Annotated in this window: 21 protein-coding genes; 12 read left to right on the top strand and 9 right to left on the bottom strand. The window is 70.8% G+C overall.

Features of this window, described 5'->3' with window-relative positions; all coding sequences use genetic code 11:
* Positions 1-95 precede the first annotated feature (95 nt).
* The 5 genes from AB0I04_RS31325 to AB0I04_RS31305 all read left to right on the top strand — a co-directional run bounded on the left by AB0I04_RS31325 (position 96) and on the right by AB0I04_RS31305 (position 3,643).
* Positions 96-1,037, top strand: coding sequence for a nucleoside hydrolase (locus AB0I04_RS31325; protein ID WP_360892406.1), 942 nt, complete (start codon positions 96-98; stop codon positions 1,035-1,037).
* Between the two features lie 223 nt (positions 1,038-1,260).
* Positions 1,261-1,653: a hypothetical protein gene (locus AB0I04_RS31320; RefSeq protein ID WP_360892403.1), complete on the top strand. Its 393-nt coding sequence runs from the start codon at positions 1,261-1,263 to the stop codon at positions 1,651-1,653.
* Positions 1,654-1,735: 82 nt separating this feature from the next.
* Positions 1,736-2,557, top strand: a complete 822-nt coding sequence (locus tag AB0I04_RS31315) for a hypothetical protein (RefSeq protein WP_360892400.1) — start codon at positions 1,736-1,738, stop codon at positions 2,555-2,557.
* A 143-nt stretch (positions 2,558-2,700) separates the two neighbouring features.
* A complete protein-coding gene (locus AB0I04_RS31310; protein WP_360892397.1) occupies positions 2,701-3,072 on the top strand; it encodes a hypothetical protein in 372 nt (123 codons plus the stop codon).
* 121 nt (positions 3,073-3,193) lie between these two features.
* The gene (locus AB0I04_RS31305; protein WP_360892395.1) at positions 3,194-3,643 is read left to right on the top strand and encodes a GNAT family N-acetyltransferase; all 450 of its coding nucleotides are present in this window, start codon (positions 3,194-3,196) and stop codon (positions 3,641-3,643) included.
* 1 nt (position 3,644) lies between these two features.
* Here the strand turns inward: AB0I04_RS31305 and AB0I04_RS31300 are convergent, their stop codons facing one another.
* On the bottom strand, positions 3,645-3,917 hold the full coding sequence (locus tag AB0I04_RS31300; protein ID WP_360892392.1) for a hypothetical protein: 273 nt from the start codon (positions 3,915-3,917) through the stop codon (positions 3,645-3,647).
* A 55-nt stretch (positions 3,918-3,972) separates the two neighbouring features.
* Between AB0I04_RS31300 and AB0I04_RS31295 the strand changes: the two genes are divergently transcribed.
* The gene (locus AB0I04_RS31295) at positions 3,973-4,467 is read left to right on the top strand and encodes a carbonic anhydrase (RefSeq protein WP_360892389.1); all 495 of its coding nucleotides are present in this window, start codon (positions 3,973-3,975) and stop codon (positions 4,465-4,467) included.
* Here the strand turns inward: AB0I04_RS31295 and AB0I04_RS31290 are convergent.
* Together AB0I04_RS31290 and AB0I04_RS31285 are read right to left on the bottom strand one after the other, a co-directional pair.
* A complete protein-coding gene (locus AB0I04_RS31290) occupies positions 4,464-5,120 on the bottom strand; it encodes a response regulator transcription factor (protein WP_360892386.1) in 657 nt (218 codons plus the stop codon). The two genes, AB0I04_RS31295 and AB0I04_RS31290, sit on opposite strands and share 4 nt — an antisense overlap.
* Positions 5,117-6,280 (bottom strand): PspC domain-containing protein, encoded by a 1,164-nt coding sequence (locus tag AB0I04_RS31285; protein WP_360892383.1) that lies wholly within the window; start codon positions 6,278-6,280, stop codon positions 5,117-5,119. Before AB0I04_RS31285 ends, AB0I04_RS31290 begins: the two co-directional genes overlap by 4 nt.
* Positions 6,281-6,400: 120 nt before the next feature.
* On the opposite strand from AB0I04_RS31285, the gene AB0I04_RS31280 reads away from it, so the two are divergent.
* Together AB0I04_RS31280 and AB0I04_RS31275 are read left to right on the top strand one after the other, a co-directional pair.
* A complete protein-coding gene (locus AB0I04_RS31280; RefSeq protein WP_360892380.1) occupies positions 6,401-7,621 on the top strand; it encodes a PspC domain-containing protein in 1,221 nt (406 codons plus the stop codon).
* Entirely contained in the window at positions 7,608-7,847 is a 240-nt protein-coding gene (locus AB0I04_RS31275; RefSeq protein ID WP_360892377.1) for a hypothetical protein, read from the top strand. The genes AB0I04_RS31280 and AB0I04_RS31275 overlap by 14 nt, the downstream gene beginning before the upstream one ends.
* A gap of 18 nt (positions 7,848-7,865) precedes the next feature.
* Here AB0I04_RS31275 and AB0I04_RS31270 read toward each other — a convergent pair whose 3' ends face one another.
* Both AB0I04_RS31270 and AB0I04_RS31265 read right to left on the bottom strand, forming a co-directional pair.
* On the bottom strand, positions 7,866-9,341 hold the full coding sequence (locus AB0I04_RS31270; protein WP_360892375.1) for a hypothetical protein: 1,476 nt from the start codon (positions 9,339-9,341) through the stop codon (positions 7,866-7,868).
* A 65-nt stretch (positions 9,342-9,406) separates the two neighbouring features.
* The gene (locus AB0I04_RS31265; protein WP_360892372.1) at positions 9,407-9,811 is read right to left on the bottom strand and encodes a cysteine dioxygenase; all 405 of its coding nucleotides are present in this window, start codon (positions 9,809-9,811) and stop codon (positions 9,407-9,409) included.
* A gap of 151 nt (positions 9,812-9,962) precedes the next feature.
* Between AB0I04_RS31265 and AB0I04_RS31260 the strand changes: the two genes are divergently transcribed.
* The gene (locus tag AB0I04_RS31260) at positions 9,963-10,112 is read left to right on the top strand and encodes a hypothetical protein (RefSeq protein ID WP_360892369.1); all 150 of its coding nucleotides are present in this window, start codon (positions 9,963-9,965) and stop codon (positions 10,110-10,112) included.
* Positions 10,113-10,131: 19 nt separating this feature from the next.
* Here the strand turns inward: AB0I04_RS31260 and AB0I04_RS31255 are convergent, their stop codons facing one another.
* Entirely contained in the window at positions 10,132-10,764 is a 633-nt protein-coding gene (locus AB0I04_RS31255) for a TetR/AcrR family transcriptional regulator (protein WP_360892366.1), read from the bottom strand.
* 85 nt (positions 10,765-10,849) lie between these two features.
* Between AB0I04_RS31255 and AB0I04_RS31250 the strand changes: the two genes are divergently transcribed.
* Positions 10,850-11,737 (top strand): NAD(P)H-binding protein, encoded by an 888-nt coding sequence (locus tag AB0I04_RS31250; RefSeq protein WP_360892363.1) that lies wholly within the window; start codon positions 10,850-10,852, stop codon positions 11,735-11,737.
* Here AB0I04_RS31250 and AB0I04_RS31245 read toward each other — a convergent pair.
* A complete protein-coding gene (locus AB0I04_RS31245; protein ID WP_360892360.1) occupies positions 11,707-12,369 on the bottom strand; it encodes a flavin reductase family protein in 663 nt (220 codons plus the stop codon). The genes AB0I04_RS31250 and AB0I04_RS31245 overlap by 31 nt on opposite strands.
* 136 nt (positions 12,370-12,505) lie before the next feature.
* Positions 12,506-13,201 carry a TetR/AcrR family transcriptional regulator C-terminal domain-containing protein gene (locus AB0I04_RS31240; protein ID WP_360892357.1) on the bottom strand — a complete coding sequence of 232 codons (696 nt, stop codon included), beginning with the start codon at positions 13,199-13,201 and terminating at the stop codon, positions 12,506-12,508.
* A gap of 107 nt (positions 13,202-13,308) precedes the next feature.
* Between AB0I04_RS31240 and AB0I04_RS31235 the strand changes: the two genes are divergently transcribed.
* Complete coding sequence (locus tag AB0I04_RS31235; protein WP_360892354.1) at positions 13,309-14,688, top strand: serine hydrolase domain-containing protein; 1,380 nt, start codon at positions 13,309-13,311, stop codon at positions 14,686-14,688.
* 7 nt (positions 14,689-14,695) lie between these two features.
* On the opposite strand, the gene AB0I04_RS31230 is transcribed toward AB0I04_RS31235, so the two are convergent.
* On the bottom strand, positions 14,696-16,030 hold the full coding sequence (locus AB0I04_RS31230; protein ID WP_360892351.1) for an alpha/beta fold hydrolase: 1,335 nt from the start codon (positions 16,028-16,030) through the stop codon (positions 14,696-14,698).
* Between the two features lie 71 nt (positions 16,031-16,101).
* On the opposite strand from AB0I04_RS31230, the gene AB0I04_RS31225 reads away from it, so the two are divergent.
* Complete coding sequence (locus AB0I04_RS31225) at positions 16,102-16,719, top strand: TetR-like C-terminal domain-containing protein (protein WP_360892348.1); 618 nt, start codon at positions 16,102-16,104, stop codon at positions 16,717-16,719.
* Positions 16,720-16,751 lie beyond the last annotated feature (32 nt).

Raw genomic sequence — 16,751 nt, 5'->3', positions numbered from 1 at the left:
ACCCGGCCCGGCGGGACCCGTACCGCCTCGACAACATCCCCATGACCGGCGACGGACGCCCGGACCGGTCGTTTCACCCTGAGGAAGCGCACAACGTGGCACCGAAGATCCTGCTGGACTGCGACACCGGCATCGACGACGCGATCACTCTGCTGTACCTGGCGACGCTCGTGAAGGCCGGTGAGGCGGAGCTCGTCGCCGTCGGCACCGTGCACGGCAACGTCGCCCCCGACGTCGGCGCGCTCAACACGCTCCGGGTCCTCGAACGCGCCGGCCTGGCGGGTGTGCCGGTCGCCGTGGGCGCCGTCCGCCCCATGGCCCAAGAGGTCGAGTACGCGCACGACTGGCACGGCGCGGACGGCCTGGGCGAGACCGGACTGCCCGAGCCGACGGGCCGCCCGGTCGAGATCTCCGCGCCGGAGCAGATCATCCGGCTCGGCCGGGAGAACCCCGGCGAGCTGACGCTCCTCGCCGTCGGCCCGCTCACCAACCTCGCCATCGCCCTGCTGCTGGAGCCGTCGCTGCCGACGCTGTTCCGCGAGGTGGTGGTCATGGGCGGCGCGTTCGACCACCAGGGCAACATCACCAGCCACGCCGAGGCGAACGTCTGGCACGATCCGGAGGCCGCCGAGCTGGTCCTGGGCGCGGGCTGGCCGATCACGCTGGTACCGCTCGACGCGACCCACCCGACGGCGGTCGACGGTGGGTGGCTGGACCGGCTCGCCGAGGCCGACTCCGAGGTCGCGCGCTTCGCCGCCCAGGTCCTGGAGTTCTACGCCACCGCCTACACCCGCTCGCTCGGCGCCCGGGGAGCGGTGATCCACGACGCGCTGGCCGCGATGCTCGCCGTAGACCCGTCCCTCGCGGAGTACGCCGAACGGCCCGTACGGGTCGAGCTGCGCGGCGAGCGCACCCGGGGCACGACGCTGTGGGATCGCCGCCGGTACGCCGACGAGGGCGACCGCCCGGCCGTCAAGGTCGCCGTCGGCGTGGACGCCACGGCCTTCCAGGAACGTCTGCTGGCCGCTCTGCTGTGACCGTCGCGCCCGTACGGGCGCTCGCACCTCGGGAACCGCGGCGGACTCTCGCCACCACGAAACGGCCGAATATCAAATACCGAAAAGTATTCTTCTCCCGAAGCGCCGCGAATCAGTTTTTCTCGGTTAACGGACGAAATTTGCACTATTCCGCTCTACGTTGCCTCTGGGCGATGTAGCGTCTCAGCCTCCTGGAAGTCTCGTTCCGATCAGGGGGCAATGCGTGCTGAGCATCGACGGGTGCCTTTCGCGGCTCATGGGCGTTCCCGGCGCGCGGAGTGTCACGCTCGTCGACTGCGCCACCGGCCTCTGCGTCGCGGCGGCCGGCCGTGAGGACGTGGTCGACCGGCATGAGAACGCCGCGGGCACCACCGAGGTCGTCCGCGCGATCCTGGCCGACCCGGCGATGAGCAGCACCTCCAGCGGCGATGACATCCAGGAGGTCATCGTCTGCGGTGCGAACGGATATCACCTGCTCGCCGCCGTGGACACGGACGTCGACGCATTACTCTTCCTGCACCTGCTGATCGACCGCGCGCAGGGAAATCTGGCATTGGCCCGGCATCGCCTGCAGAGAATGGTCCAGGAAATGGCGGGGCCCGAACGTGCGCGGTGATGACGCGGCCGGGAAAGTTCACGAACCAACGCACGCTGCGGCCGAGACGGTCCTTCCGCCTCCGGTGCCCGATGAGCACACATTGATCTCGGCATTACGCCGGACCGAGCAGAACCGCCGAACCGGCGTGCTGCGGGTCGGCGACGACGGTGTGCTCTACTTCGCAGACGGGGCCGTCACGTTCGCCGAGAGCCGCTGGACGCCCGCACCCGGCACGGCCCCACCGATTCCTGTGGAGCGGTCGCCCGCGCCCGACCAGCCCCGTGACGTACCTCCGCCCGTCTCGAGTGATCCCGTGGAGTGGCACCGGGAGGCGCGCGCGTTGTTGGCGATCTTCGACGCGGTGTACTTCCTGCTCGACTCGGACGCGGTCCCGTCCTTCGCCGAAGGCCCGCCGCGCCGGCCCGCCCCGGAATGCCGGATCTCCCCCGCCGCGCTGCTGCGCGAGTGCGCGCGTCGGCGCGAGGAGCCCGATGGCGGGTGGCCGCCGAGGCTGGTGGACCGGGCTCCGGTCGTCCCGGTCCGCACGGTGCGCCGCCGGCGGATCGTCCTGACGGCGCCGCAGCTCGAGGTCCTCCTCAGCGCGGACGGCCTCCGTACGCCCGCCGACCTGGCGCGCGACCTGGGGCGTACGACGTTCGGATGCCTCACAGCGGTCCGTGCCCTCACTGCCGCCGAGTTGGTCCGGCCGCCCCGGCGCGAGCCCGCCGCGCTTCCGGTCAGGCGGCGCCGTCGGCCGCCGTCAGGGGCCGGCGAAGGCGCGCCGGGCAAGCCAGGTGAGCCAGGCAAACCAGGCCAGCCGGACGGGCCGGGCACGCTGGGCGCGCCGGCACCTGGCCGGTGGGCGCCGGTCGAACTGGACGTGCTCCTCCGACTCCGGGCCGGGCTCGAGGAGCTGACATGACGAAGCGTCGGCTCGGCGGTCTGCGCGAAAGATTGACGAAGGTGACGATGCCCGGCCCGTGGCCCGCCGCATCGCCGATCACCTGGTCGGCACGGCGCCCGGCCCCCAGCGCCCCGCACTCCCATAACCCGAAAGGATCACGCATGTCCAACCTGGATCTGGCCCTGAAGAGCATGATGGCGGTCGATGGCGCGCTCGGCGCCGCCGTCGTCGACTACAACAGCGGCATGGCGCTCGGCATCCTGGGCGGCTCGAAGACGCTCGACCTCCAGGTCGCCGCGGCGGGCAATACCGAGGTCGTACGCGCCAAGATGCGCACGATGGAACAGCTCGGCATCAAGGAGGCGATCGAGGACATCCTCATCACCCTCTCCGGTCAGTACCACATCATCCGTCCCGTCACCGGACGCAAGGGCAAGGGCCTGTTCCTCTACCTGGCACTCGACCGGGCCAGGGCGAATCTGGCACTGGCCCGCCACCACCTCAAGGGCATCGAGGAGGAGATCGAGGTTTGACGTCCACGTCGCACGTACGACCCCGGGCCCCCGGAACCCTCGATCCGGGGGCTCCGGCCCTCCTGGCCCGCCCGGGGTGATCGCCGCGGGCACCGCGGAGGACGCCCTAAGCTCTCGAATCATGGGTGACACGAAACCGCAGGTGGCAGCATTCACGGAACTGGATTCCGGCACCCTCTACGCGCTGCTGAAGCTCCGGGTGGACGTCTTCGTCGTGGAACAGGAGTGCCCGTACCCGGAGCTGGACGGGCGGGACACCGAGCCCGGCAGCCGGCACGTCTGGCTGTCCGGGGACTCTGGGGCTCCGGAGGCGTACCTGCGCGTCCTGGACGATCCGGACGGCGCGCGGATCGGCCGGGTCGTGACGGCGCCGCACGCGCGCGGAGCGGGGCTGGGGGCACGGCTGATGGAGGCCGCGCTGGAGGTCATCGGCGACCGTACGGCCCGGCTCGACGCCCAGACGCAGGTGAGCGGCTTCTACGCGCGATACGGCTTCGTCGTCGACGGCCCCGAGTACATCGAGGACGGCATCCCCCACGTCCCGATGGTCCGCCTGACCGCAGACCGTTAGATCAACGATCACCTTCCTCTCGTTCGGCCAGGAGCAGGTCCAGGGGCGACACGTCGGCCGGTGCGGCGTATCGCGGAAGGCGGTCGAGGTCGCTGGTCGTCGTCGGCTTCAGCCTCAGTAGGCCCTTGGCCACAAGCGGGGAGTACCACCCGAGGGCGCCGGTGTCCGGAAGCAAGAGAGCAATGGCCTTTCCATGTCGGGTGGCCTGCGTCTCCAGCATGCCGCAGAACCGGCCGGCGTGGCGTCGCGCCTGGACAGTGGGCGGCGAATTCACGAAATCTGCTTCGTGGTTAAATGTGGCGAGCGATGACGAACGGAGGAATCGTCACATGTCCGTCACCGACGCACTCCTGGCGAACGCCCGGCGCTACCCCGACCACTTCGCGACCGGTGGGCTGTCGGCGGCACCGGAGCGGCACCTGACCGTCGTGGCGTGCATGGACGCCCGGCTCGATCTGTTCAGCCTGCTCGGCCTGGAGATCGGCGACGCGCACATCGTCCGGAACGCCGGCGGCGTCGTCACCCCCGACGTGATCCGCTCGGTGGCGATCAGTCAGCGGTCGCTCGGCACCAGAGAGATCATGCTGATCCACCACACCGGGTGCGGCCTGCTCAACGTCACCGACGAGGGGTTCCGTGCGCAGCTCAAGGCCGACACCGGCCTCGAGCCCGGCTGGGCGGTCGAGGCCTTCACCGACCTGGACGAGGACGTGCGCGAGTCGATCGCGCGGATCAAGGCCGACCCGTTCATCCCGCACAAGGACTCCGTCCGCGGCTTCGTCTTCGACGTCAAGTCCGGCGAGCTGCGCGAGGTGATTCCCTAGACGAGGCGTCGGGCGGCGGCCCAGCGGGACAGCTCGTGGCGGTTGGACAGCTGGAGCTTGCGCAGGACCGATGACACATGCGTCTCGACGGTCTTGACCGAGATGAACAGCTCCTTGGCGATCTCCTTGTACGCGTAGCCGCGGGCGATCAGCCGGAGCACCTCGCGTTCGCGCTGGGTGAGCTGGTCCAGCTCGGGGTCGATGGGCGGGGCGTCGGTCGCGGCGAAGGCGTCCAGCACGAACCCGGCGAGCCGGGGCGAGAAGACCGCGTCGCCCTCGGCCACCCGGCCGATCGCCTTCGTCAGCTCCGGCCCCGAGATCGTCTTGGTGACGTAGCCGCGAGCGCCGCCACGGATCACGCCGATGACGTCCTCGGCCGCGTCCGACACCGACAGCGCCAGGAACCGCGTCGTCGCGGCCTCGGCCGTGCCGCTGTTGCGGGCCCCGCCGAGGACCCGGCGCAGCACCTCGACGCCACCGCCGCCGGGCAGGTGGACGTCGAGCAGCACGACGTCGGGCCGGGTCGCCGCGATGACCTCGATGGCCTCGTCGACGTCGCCCGCCTCACCGACGATCTCCACCGAGTCGCCCAGCTCCGCCTTCACGCCGCTGCGGAACATCTGATGGTCGTCGACCAGCACCACACGCGTCATGTCCGTTTCAACTCCAGTCTCACTTCGGTGCCCTCGCCCGGAGCCGTACGGATCTCCGCCTTGCCGCCGTTGCGCTCCATCCTTCCGATGATGGACTCCCGGACGCCCATGCGGTCCGCCGGCACGGCGTCGAGGTCGAAACCCCGTCCCCGGTCCCGTACGAAGATCATCACATCGTCCCCGTCCACTTCGGCGTAGACCGAGACGGACGGCGGCGCGGTCTCGTTCCCCGCGTACTTGGCGGCGTTGACCATGGCCTCGCGGGTCGCCTGCAGCATCGCGCCGAGCCGCTCGTCCAGCGGGCAGTCGCCGACGCAGACGACCTCGATCGGCACGCCGTGGTGGTCCTCCACCTCCGCGGAGATCTTCCGTACGGCGGCGGCGAGCGCCTGCTCGGCGTCGGCCTTCGGCTGGTACAGCCAGGCGCGCAGGTCGCGCTCCTGGGCACGCGCCAGCCGCTGGACCTCTTTCGGGTCGTGCGCGTTGCGCTGGATGAGCGTGAGCGTGTGCAGCACCGAGTCATGTACGTGCGCGGCCACTTCGGCCCTCTCTTGTGATCGGATCCGCTCCCGGCGCTCGACGTCCAGGTCGCGCCACATGCGCAGCAGCCAGGGCGTCACGATGACGGCGACGCCGGCGAGGACGATGCCCGAGCCGAGCAGGACCTGCCCGACGTGCTTGAGGTTCTGGACGAGGAAGGCCACCAGCCCCGCGGTCACTAGGGCCGCGCCGACGACGCTGCGGATCCACAGGGAGCGGGTGTTGCGGACCCAGCGCCGCCGGTGTTCGGGGTCGGCCTGCTGCCAGATGATGCCGACGCCGATGCCGCCCGCCACCACCGGCCACAGGGCCCAGGCCTGCGTGGCCGAGGTCATGGTGAACGTCGACAGCGCGCCGATGAGCACGCCGTACGCGAGCAGCTGCGTCCAGTCGCGGGACGGCTGGGACTCGACCCGCGGGGGGACGAGCAGCCACAGCGCGACGTAGGCGATGACGCCCACCCCGGCCGCGACGAGCACGGCGAACGCCACGCGCACGACGACGAGGTCGAGCCCCAGATGTTCGGCCAGGCCACGGCAGACGCCGCCGACGACCCGGCCGTCGGCGCGTCGTTCGAGACGGGGGCGACCGTCGTCGGCCTCACCAGGGTTTTCGGGCACAGGTCGATCGTCACACGTTCCGCGCCGGATCGCATCGGGGCTCTCCCCGGACCGTCCCTCAGGGACGTGTCAGGGGTCTCCCGGATGGTGATCGGTGACGGCGTTCGGGACGATGTGTGCATGACCGAGGACAGCGGCGCGCCGCCGCGGCGGCTCACCCGCTCGAAGGAGGGCCGGCTCATCACGGGGGTGTGTGCCGGCCTGGCGCGTTACACGCGCATCGACCCGCTGGTCTTCCGCGTCGGGTTCGCGCTGCTCGTCCTCGCCACGGGGGTCGGCGTTGTGCTGTACATCGGGGCGTTCCTGCTCATGGGACAGCCCGACGGGGGCCCATCGAAGATCGAGCAGCTCGGTCGCCGGCTGTTCGACGGCGACACCGCGCTCGCGCTGCTCGGCGCCGCGCTGGGCGCGGGCGCCGTCCTCGGGATCGCGGGCGACTGGACCTCGCCCAACGCGCTCGCGGTGGTCGTGGTGTTCGCCCTCACGCTGTTCACGGCGCGCTCCCGCGGCGTCGACCTCGTGCCTCTCGCGCGCAGTCTCCCCGACCGCGTCAAGGGCCGGCCCCTGTCGTCCTGGACTCCCCCGGCCCGACCCGCCGCTCCGCCTTACCGGATGCCCAACGGTATGATCGATCTCGCTCGTCTGGCCGGCACGGAGCCGCTCGAAACGGCACCACATCCCCCCTCGCCGCCGACGCCTTCGCCGGTCCTTCCACGCCGGCGCCGGTCGTACCTGACGGCGTTCACATTGGTGACCGCGGTGCTGGTGGCGAGCGTGCTCTACGCCGCCGGCGATCGGCGGCCCGACCTGGACGGCCTCCAGACCATCATCGCCGGCGCACTCGTCGTGATCGCCGCCGGTCTCTTCATCGGCTCCTGGTTCGGCCGGGACCGCAAGCTGATCTTCGTTGGAGCCATCATGTCTCTCGCCCTCGCATCGATCTCGATCGCCGGCGATCCGTCCGTCGCGCGAAGGACGCACGCCTCCGCGTGGCGGCCCGCCGACGTGTCGCAGGCCGAGCGGTCGCACAAGGTTCTCGTCGGCGAGGGCGCCGTCGACCTGACCTCGGTACCGCTCGCTCCCGGACAGCGCATCCGCGTCACCGCCACGGTGACGGTCGGGGTGCTCACGGTCAAGCTGCCCGCCACGGCGCGCGTCGAGCTGAACGCCCAGGCGTTCCTCGGCGACATCACCGTGGACCGCCAGATCACCGGCGGCCCCCGCGCCCGGGTCGTCCGCGTCCTCGAACCGGACGTGTCGCAGAACGGCGCGGCGCCGATCATCGAGCTGCGCCTCCGCAGCACGGTCGGGGACATGGAGGTCAGCCGTGTTCCGGCATAGGTTCGACCCGTCGTCGCTGCTGGCGGCGGTCCTGTTCCTCGCCGTCGCGTGCGCCTATCTCACCGGGAAGGCTCCCGTCTGGGTCGCGCCGGGCCTCGTCGGCGCCCTCGGTGTGCTCTTCCTGTTCCGCGTCATGTTCCGGTCGCGGCGGCGCGAGCCCACGGACCCTCGGTACACCCGGTGGTTCGACGCCCAATACGGCAAGAAGAGCGACGGGCCGGCCTGACGGCGTCGCCTGATGGCGTCAGGCCGCCGGAGCGGTCGAGGACGACGACGCCGACGGAGGTGCCGGGGGCACGAGCGTCGGCGGCTCGGCGGGGGGTTCGGCGGCGGGGGCGCGGCGGCTCGTCCGCCACACGACGAGGACGAACACCGCCAGCCAGAGGAGGTTGGCCCAGCGCACGCCGAGGTGCTGGTAGCCGTTCACGCGGACACCGGGGAGGGTGAACACCCCGAGCATGACGCCGCGGACGATGACGGTCCAGTCCAGCCGCCGGTACGGCAGCAGCGCCAGCATCGGCAGCAGCATGGCGTCGTACCAGGGGTACTGCAGCGGCGACACGAGGGTGGTGCCGAACGCCAGCACGGCCACGGGCAGCACGTCGAGCGGCAGCCCTTGCACCTCGGCGGACGGCCGCCGCCACAGCGCGAAGGGCAGGCCCGACCGCCACCACAGGAAGGCCGTCAGCGCGAGCGCGAGCACGGCCATCCACACCATGTACATGCCGTGGTGGTTCAGGATGAACTCCGGCACCGGCAGGTACCGGTCCTTCTTGCGGCCGAGCCGGGCGTTGAGCGAGTTCAGTGCCGCCGGCCCGGCCAGCGCGTAGCCGCCGACGCCGACCAGGAGGAAGCCGACCACGGTGGCCGCCGCGCGCCGGTACCGCGCCGGGGACAGCCAGGCGGCGATCACCAGCCCGGCCGCGGGGAAGAGGAACGACGCCTTGACCGCGACCGAGGCCCCGCCGAGCAGCCCGCCCGCGAAGGCCGAGCGCCGCGCCGCGTACAGCGCGGCCACGAGGAAGAACACCGCGAAGGCGTCCGCGTGCCCGCTGCCCACCATCCAGAAGAGGATCAGCGGGTTGGCCGTCCACAGCAGGCAGGCGCGGAGCCGGCGCACCGGGTCGGGGCCGGTCATCCGGTCGAGGATCAGCCCGGTGCCGATGAACGCGGCCGCGTTGGCCCACTTGAGCACGAAGATGATCCGCGCCATCGAGTTGCCGCCGAGGTGCGCGGCGAGCCACTGGATGAACGTCATGACGGGCCCGTACACGGTGGGGACCCGCTGCCAGCCGCTGGGCAGCAGCAGGCCGACCGGGTCACCCGTGTGGGCGAGGCGCAGCGGCGTCGTGACGTACGGGTCCCGGCCCAGGTCGGCGATGCGCCCGTAGATGGCGTAGTTCATCATGTCGACGGAGCCGGTCGGCGGGAGCAGCGCGTACACGCACGCGACGACCGCTCCGGCCAGGAGCAGGCGGCGTGGGCTCACCCACGGGCCCTTGCGCAGGGCGTACAGCCCGGACAGCACTCCCGCTCCCGCGCAGCCCGCCGCGATCCACGTCAGGGTCGCGACCGTCGCCCAGGACGGAGAACCCCCGAAGGTCAGGAACGGCCAGGTCGGTCCGAAGTCGGGCACGGCCGCGGAGGTGCCGAGCATCATTGCCGCGCCCATCGCGACGATGCTCGCCCCCAGCATCACCCAGGAAAAGACGCGGGACATGGAATACGACGTTAAGGCCGGAATATAGGGGTCGCAGCCGGCCCCGCGGGGTGTTCACCCAACGCTCATCTGACGGTCGCGTGGAGGCTGAGCGCGTACCCCGGACCAAGATTCACCAGCTCACGCGGGTGGCCGCCGCCGTACACGCGGACCCGGTTGGCCCGCAGCGCGCGCTCGACGCCCCCCTGGTCCGTGATCGTGCGTTCGGACAGCTCGCCCGCGAGCACGGTGAGCACATCGGCGGTGGGAGCGGCGCGATGCCCAGGCGCCCAAGCGTACAGCCAGATCTCCTGCTCCCCGGGGAGCCGCACCGGCGTGCCGTCGAAGCGCGCGAGGTTCCACCAGTCGCCGGGGCGTGCGGCGAGCTCGCGGACGAGCCCGGCCAGCCGGCCGATGGTCACGGTGGGGCGGGCGGCGTACGGGCCGGTCTCGCCCTGCATGGTCAAGTCAGGTATGACGGACAGGTTCAACGGGAAGTCCTTCGTAGCGCGGCGGAGCCGCAGGCCTGGTGGTCGGTCTGAACGAGGTCAGCGACAACAACACGAAGGACACAGCGCGGCGACCGCGTGGCGAGAGGCCACGGATGCGGTCGGGATCTGGCGCGCTGGCATGGAGTCAAGTGTGCAGGCGGCGGACGGGTGCCGTCAAACGCACGTGCCGCCGTTCTTCGGCGAGGTCGCCATCGACGGCGGCGCGGAGGCGCTGACTGTACGGCTCCGCGACCTGGACGGCAAGGCCCTCTACATCGTCACCCTCGACCCGAAGCGCTGACGGACCCGTCGCCGGTCCCTCACGCTGAACGCCGTAGCTGAGCGGCGAACAGCGGCTCCAGCGCGTTCAGCATGAGGGTCCGGGCGCGGTCGGTTCCGCCGGCGATCCTGCTCGCCATCGCCAGCGACACGCATCCGTGCAGGAACGCCCAGAGCGTGTCGGTCGCCCCGGCCGGGTCGGCCAGCTCGGCGCCCCTCGCCTCCGCGATGCTCTGCAGGGCGACGCGGAACGTCCGGAAGGCGGTCTTGGCCTCGGCCGGGGTCTCGGCCGTGCCGAAGGGCACACCGTCCAGGCCGTTCATCGCCTGGTAGAGCTCGGGCGAGGCGAAGGCGAAGGCCCAGTAGGTCCCGGCGATCGCGGTCAGCCGGTCCTCCGGGGATGCCTTCGCCGCCTCGCTCAACCGGTCGGCGAGCTCGGCGAAGCCGACTGCCATCAGCTCGATGAGCAGCTGCTCCTTGCCGGCGAAGTGCTGATAGAGAATCGGCGCGCTGTATTCGAGCCTGCCGGCGATGCGGCGGATCGTGACCGCGTTCCAGCCCTCCTCGGCCGCGATGCCCCTGGCCGCCTCCAGGAGGCTCGCGCGCATCTCCTGACGCTCCCGTTCTCGCCGCTTCCTGCTGATGCTCGGCTCGGGCTGAGCCTTCGTCGTCATATCGCCCCCTTTCGTTGACATCCGCATCCTATCGCCGGTCTAATATCTAGCACTGTTAGATCTATGAACAATGTTAGGAGCGATCGTGATCGTCGTTTTCGGTGGTACCGGCAGGCTCGGCCGCCAGATCGTGGAGCGACTGCACAGCGATGGGAACGCGGTGCGGGTCGTCACTCGCGATCCGTCCTCCGCCAAGCCCCCGAGGGGCGTCGAAGTCGTCGCGGGTGATCTGCTCGACCGGCCCTCGCTGGTGCGGGCCGTCACCGGGGCCAGGGCGATCGTCTGCACCGCCCAGGGCGGCGGAGGCAAGGGTAAGAACGGCCCCAAGGGCATCGAGGGCACGGGCGTCCCCGCCCTGATCGAGGTCGCGCAGGACACCGCGATCGAGAACTTCGTCTACTTCTCCACCGCCAGCGCGCGCCCCGACAGCCCGGTCGCCTTCTTCCGGCTCAAGTTCGCAGCGGAGCGGGCACTGCGCGACAGCGGCCTGCCGTATTCGATCCTGCGGCCCACCCACCTCATGGACACCTGGGCGGAGATGCTCGCCGAGTCGCTGACCGGCAAGGGCAAGGCCACGATCTTCGGCTCGGGAGAGAACCCGGTGTCGTGGGTGGCCGGTGTGGACGTCGCCCGGGTCGCGGCGGAGCTGGCCGTGAGCCCGGGCCAGGGCTGGTCGGCCGACCTCGGCGGCCCCGAGGCTCTGACGCTGAGGACGGTCAACAGGCGCATCGCCGTCTCGCTGGGAGTGGAGATCAAGGGCGAGAACACGATGCCGGTCAGGATGCTCAAGACCATGAGCCCGCTGGTCCGGCCGTTCAACCCGGTCCTCGCCCGGCAGATGCTGATGGGCGCGACGCTCGACACCGAGCCCCAGGTCGTCGACTCCGGCGAAATCTGGGGCCGGTACGGCGAGCCGCTGTCGCTGTCGGCGTGGCTGGAGACTTATCGGCCGGGCGTCAGGGAAGGGGTCTGATCGGCGCCGTTCATCCGGTGCGGCATGTTCCAGCCGTCGGCGAGCCTCGACGGGTGGATGTTCTCGCCGCCGCCGAAGAACTCACAGAACTTCATGATCAGCGGGTCCCACCGCAGCGGGTCGACGTAGTGCGTCCCCGGGATGATCAGTTCTTCCTCGATGTGGGCGCGGACGACTCTGACCTGGAACGCCGTCGCGTTCAGATCCGGCCCCTCGAAGGGGTGGACCGCCTCGACGACGCACTCCAGCTGGATCGGGCACTCCGCGACGCGCGGCGCGCCCACCAGATCGGCGGGCTGCTCGGTCAGCCCGGCCGTCCCGAACTTGTCCCGCTCGAACCGGTAGCCCTGCTCCAGCTTGAACTCCGGGACCTCGGGCTTCCCGGTCAGCAGCGCGAGCCGGTCGACGGCGTCGACCATCGCCGATGACGCGAGGTTGAGCACGCACTCGCGTTCGCGCTTGAGGTTCGCGGTCGTCTGGCCGCTGTTGCCAAGGCCCAGCATGCAACAGTCGCCCAGCCACCAGGCGGACGACATCGGCGCGAGATTCGCCGAACCGTCCTCGTTCCGTGAGCCGATCAGGACCACCGGGGTCCCGAAGTAGAGCACCTTCAACGCGGCGACCTTGTGCATCTTCCCCGTCCTCGTTCGCGATGTACGGAACGACCCTGCCCGGAGTCCGCCGGGGACGCTGGCCGGAATGCGACGTGTGGTTCGCGACCGCCAGGCACGGCGGTCCGGGTGGTCGGGGGTGCAGGCCGGGCGAGGATCACTCGCGACGGTTGTTCGCGCCGGCGACGAGGCGTGCTTCGAGACCGTCGAGGATGGCCTGGAGGCCGAACTCGAAGCTGTTGTCCGGCGCCGCCGCGTAGCCGGCCGCGGCGGCGGTGTCGAGGCGCTCGCGCAGCCGCGGGAACCGCCTGGCGATCTCGGTGGCCTGGGCCATGGTGTCGGCCAGCAGTCGCTCGGCGTCTCCGCCGTTCCTGCTCAACCGCCGGGTCAGCGAGAGCTCCGCGGCGGGCCCGAGGGCACTGCCGAGTACGAAGACGAACACCGAGGCGGCCGCCTGATCCGCGTCCGTGCCGACGAATCCCGCCTTCTCGTGGATGGCGAGGGTGTGGTCGTCGTAGCGGCTCTTGGCGGGCCCGTAGAGCAGGTGACTGCCGAACGCCTGTCCCAGCCACGGGTGCCGGGTGAGCATGGCGTGCATGCCGGTGGCCGTGGCCGTGACGGCCGTGCGCCAGTCCGTGCCGTCGAGATCGGGCAACTCGACCTCGTTCCAGATCGCGTCGCCGGCGAGCCGGACCAGTTCGTCCTTGGTCTTGATGTGCCAGTAGATCGCGGTGGGTGCCGAGCCGAGCCGTTTGCCCAGGCTGCGCATGTTGAGGCCGTCCAGTCCCTCGTCGTCCAGCAACTCGATGGCGGCCCGGACGATCTGGTCTGCGGTCAACGTGTCTCGCGGCATGGCCGTCAGCCTACTTTAACTAAGTTCAGTGAAGTACTTGCACTTTGTTCGAGATCCGCCCTAGAGTCAACTCGTACTTAGTTCAAGTCACTGGAGGGGTGGACACGATGACGCAGGAGCAGCTGGCCGGTTTCGTCGAGGCGACGGCCGAGGAGTTCGGTGTCCTGGGAGCCGCCGTCGGCGTGCTGGCCGGCGGCCGGGAGATCCATGTCGCGCACGGCGTGACGAACCTGGACCACCCGCTGCCGATCGATGAGCACACGCTGTTCCCCATCGCATCGGTGACCAAGACCTTCACCGCGACCGCGCTGATGCGCCTGGCCGCCGAGGGCAAGGTGGACCTGGACGCGCCGGTGCGCCGGTACGTGCCCGAACTGCGGCTGGCCGACGAGCGCAACGCCGCCGAGATCACCGTGGCCAACCTGCTCAACCACACCGCGGGGCTGGACTGGAACCTCATCGACCCCGAGACCGGGGACGGCTCCCTGGCCGCCTTCGTCGCCAAGATGGCCGAACTGTCGATCATCGCGCCGCCCGGCGCGCGGGCCTCCTACAGCCAGGCCGGCTACAACCTGGCCGGACGCGTCATCGAGAAGGTCACCGGCCTGTCCTACGAGAAGGCCGTGGCGTCGCTGGTCCTGGAGCCGGTCGGCCTGACCGACACCGTCTTCGACCTGGACGACGTGGTCGTCCGGCGGTTCGCGGTGGGATACAACCGCGACGAGGACGGCACGCCGCATCCCGCGCGCCCGTGGAAGGCCTACCCGGCGGGCCAGCGCGGCAACAACCCCGGCGGGGGCGGTGTGTCCTCGGTGAGCGACCTGCTGCGCTGGGCCCGCTTCCACCTCGGCACCGGCGACGGCGTACTGCCCTCCGAGACACTGCACGCCATGCGGGAGCAGACCGTCGAACTGCGGGCCAGCACGCTCGGCGACGGCTTCGGCATCTGCTGGTTCCTGCGCCAGGTGGGCGATGTCGCCACGATCGGGCACGGCGGGTCGGGCAACGGCCAGTTCGCCGAGCTGCTCATCGCCCCCGACCACGACTTCGCCGTCGTCTCGCTGTCCAACCTCGGCCCCGACGGCCACCAGTTCAACCAGGCCATCGTCCGCTGGGCGCTGGAGCACTACCTCGGCGCGGTCGAGCACGACCCCGAACCCGTCCCGTACGACGAGACGCGGGCGCGGCAGGTCGCCGGACGCTATGAGATCGACGCCATGAACCTCGACATCGCCACCGACGGCATCGCACTCACCCTCGCGGTCGGCATCAAACCGGAGATCCGCGCCGCCTCCGAGGTCGACATGCCGGAGGACTACCCCGCCGCCACCATCGGCTTCCTGCCCGGCGACGGCGACGAGTACATCGTCACCGAGGGCGGGCTGAAGGGGCAGCGCGGCTACTTCACCCGCGACGACAACGGCACGATCGTGGGCGTCGACCTCGCCGGGCGCCTCTTCAGCCGGGCCCCGGAGGTACGGCGGTGAGGATCGTTCACTTGTGGTCGTGAAGGAATGACGGAATGTCGGTGCGGGTCGGGTAGTTCGGCAGGGGCGCCGGCCTGTTCTGGAGGAACGCGGTGATGACGGCGGAGGCTCGTTGGTCGTTGCCGCCGAGACCGTTCCACATGTGGTGTCCGACGCCGGGCATGTACTGGGTGCGCTCGATGGCGGGGTCATTGGCGAGGACGGTGGTCTCCCACTGACGGACCTGAGCGGAGCACTCGGCGATCATCAGCATCGCGGGGACACGGGAGCGCCTCAGCTCTCCCGCGATGGAGGGTGAGTCCTTGACCGTCTGATCGACCTGCAGGCTCGCGGCGGCGCTGAAGGAGAAGTTCTGCGCCGTGTCCTCGACGGGGATGCGGTGCGCGTCCCGCGCGCAGTAGGCGGACGCGGTGTCGCTGCCGAGGTCGGCGGCCGTGAAGGCGTTGTCGCCTTCGGCCTGCCCGATCAGGCCGGTGCCGGGGGTGAGGAGCCCGAGTCGCATGAGGCCGAACGCGACGGCGTACCGGGGGACGTGCGTGGACCGTGGCCCGGTCATGGCGGGTGCGAGGCCGCGCGCGGACGGTCGTCCCTTCGATCCGATGATCCGCGTGGTGGGGCCGTCCATCGGGCCGGGCTCGGCGATGATCGCCCGGTGGACGCGGGCGGCGATGTGCGGGTCCGCCAGGGCCCGGGTGAGCACGACCCCGCCTGAGGAGAAGCCGAGGACGTCGGCCCGGCCCTTGCCCAGATGGTCGATGAAGGCGCCGAGGTCGCGCACCGGCCTGGAGATCGTGTACTGCTCGATGGGGAACAGGTCGCTGCGTCCGCCGCCGGCCTGCTCGTAGGTGTAGACGTCGTAGCCCTGCCGGGCCAGGAGCTGCAGGAACCGGTGGTCGCGCACCGCGATGCCACGGACGGGTCCGCCGTTGAGGTACACCAGGGGCCTCGATCGCCGGACACCGCCGGGTGCGGGCGGATAGTGGTACACCGCGACCCGGCTTCCGGTGGCCAGGTCCCAGTGCTGCGTCGCCACGAACGGCAGGGCGGGCGGGTATCGCCGCTGCGTGGGCACGGTCGGGATGCACACCGACGCGGTGAGCGCCGCGGCGACGACCACCGGCAGGAACGGTATGAGGCGGGCCGGCCAGGTACGGCGGCGGCCCCGCCACAGTGCGGCGACGGCCCCGACGCCGAGAGTGGTCAGCCACGCGGCGAGCCCCGAACCTGCCCCGTCCGTCAGGACGATCAGTGCGAGGAACAGGCCGAGCAGCCCCACGACGGCAGCCAGGGCCAGGCCCAGACGCCCGGTGAAGCGGACAAGACGGATCAAGGCGTGCGTCATCACGATTCCCTGCGACGAGTTTCCAAACGCTGTTTCAAAACAACGTTATCAGCACGGGCTAGGCTGGCGTCGTGGGTAGGCCGAGAACGAACGACGACACCGTGAAGGACCGTCTTGTCGAGGCCGCGACCGAGATGTTCGCCACCCGGCCACGGGAGTCGATCACCGTCCGCGCCCTGGCCGCTGCCGCCGGAGCCTCGACCGCGGCCCTGTACTCGCTGTTCGGCGGCAAGGACGGGCTGATCGGCGAAGTGCGCAACAGGGCGGTCGCCGGGCTGTTCCGGGACCTGTCGGCGGTGCCGACCTCCGACGACCCCCTCACCGACCTCTACGAGGTCGCCGTCGCGTACCGGCGATGGGGGCGCGAGCACAGCCACCTGTACACGGTGCTGTTCGGTGGCGTGCAGTCCTTCGACCCGTCGGGCACGGTCGGTGCCGGCGACCCCGTCCGGCCGCTCATCGAGGCGATCGATCGCGCCCTGTCGGTCCCCGTGCTCGCCGGCGACGCGACCTCCATCGCCCTCTCGCTCTGGGTGACCCTCCACGGGCTCGTGACCCTCGAACTGGCCGGGGCGCTCGACACCGCCACGGCCGAGACCACCTTCCGGTCGACGATCCTCGCCACGCTGCGCGGCTGGACCACGCCAACGATGTTCGGCACCCTCCGGCAGGCCGAACCCGTCCCGTGATGCGCGGAGGCGGCGCCCTGTCCCGGCGCCAC

The sequence above is a fragment of the Actinoallomurus sp. NPDC050550 genome (assembly GCF_040655075.1).
GTDB lineage: Bacteria > Actinomycetota > Actinomycetes > Streptosporangiales > Streptosporangiaceae > Actinoallomurus.
The sequence above is the reverse complement of the archived record's forward strand: the minus strand, read 5'-3'. Positions and strand labels throughout refer to the sequence as shown.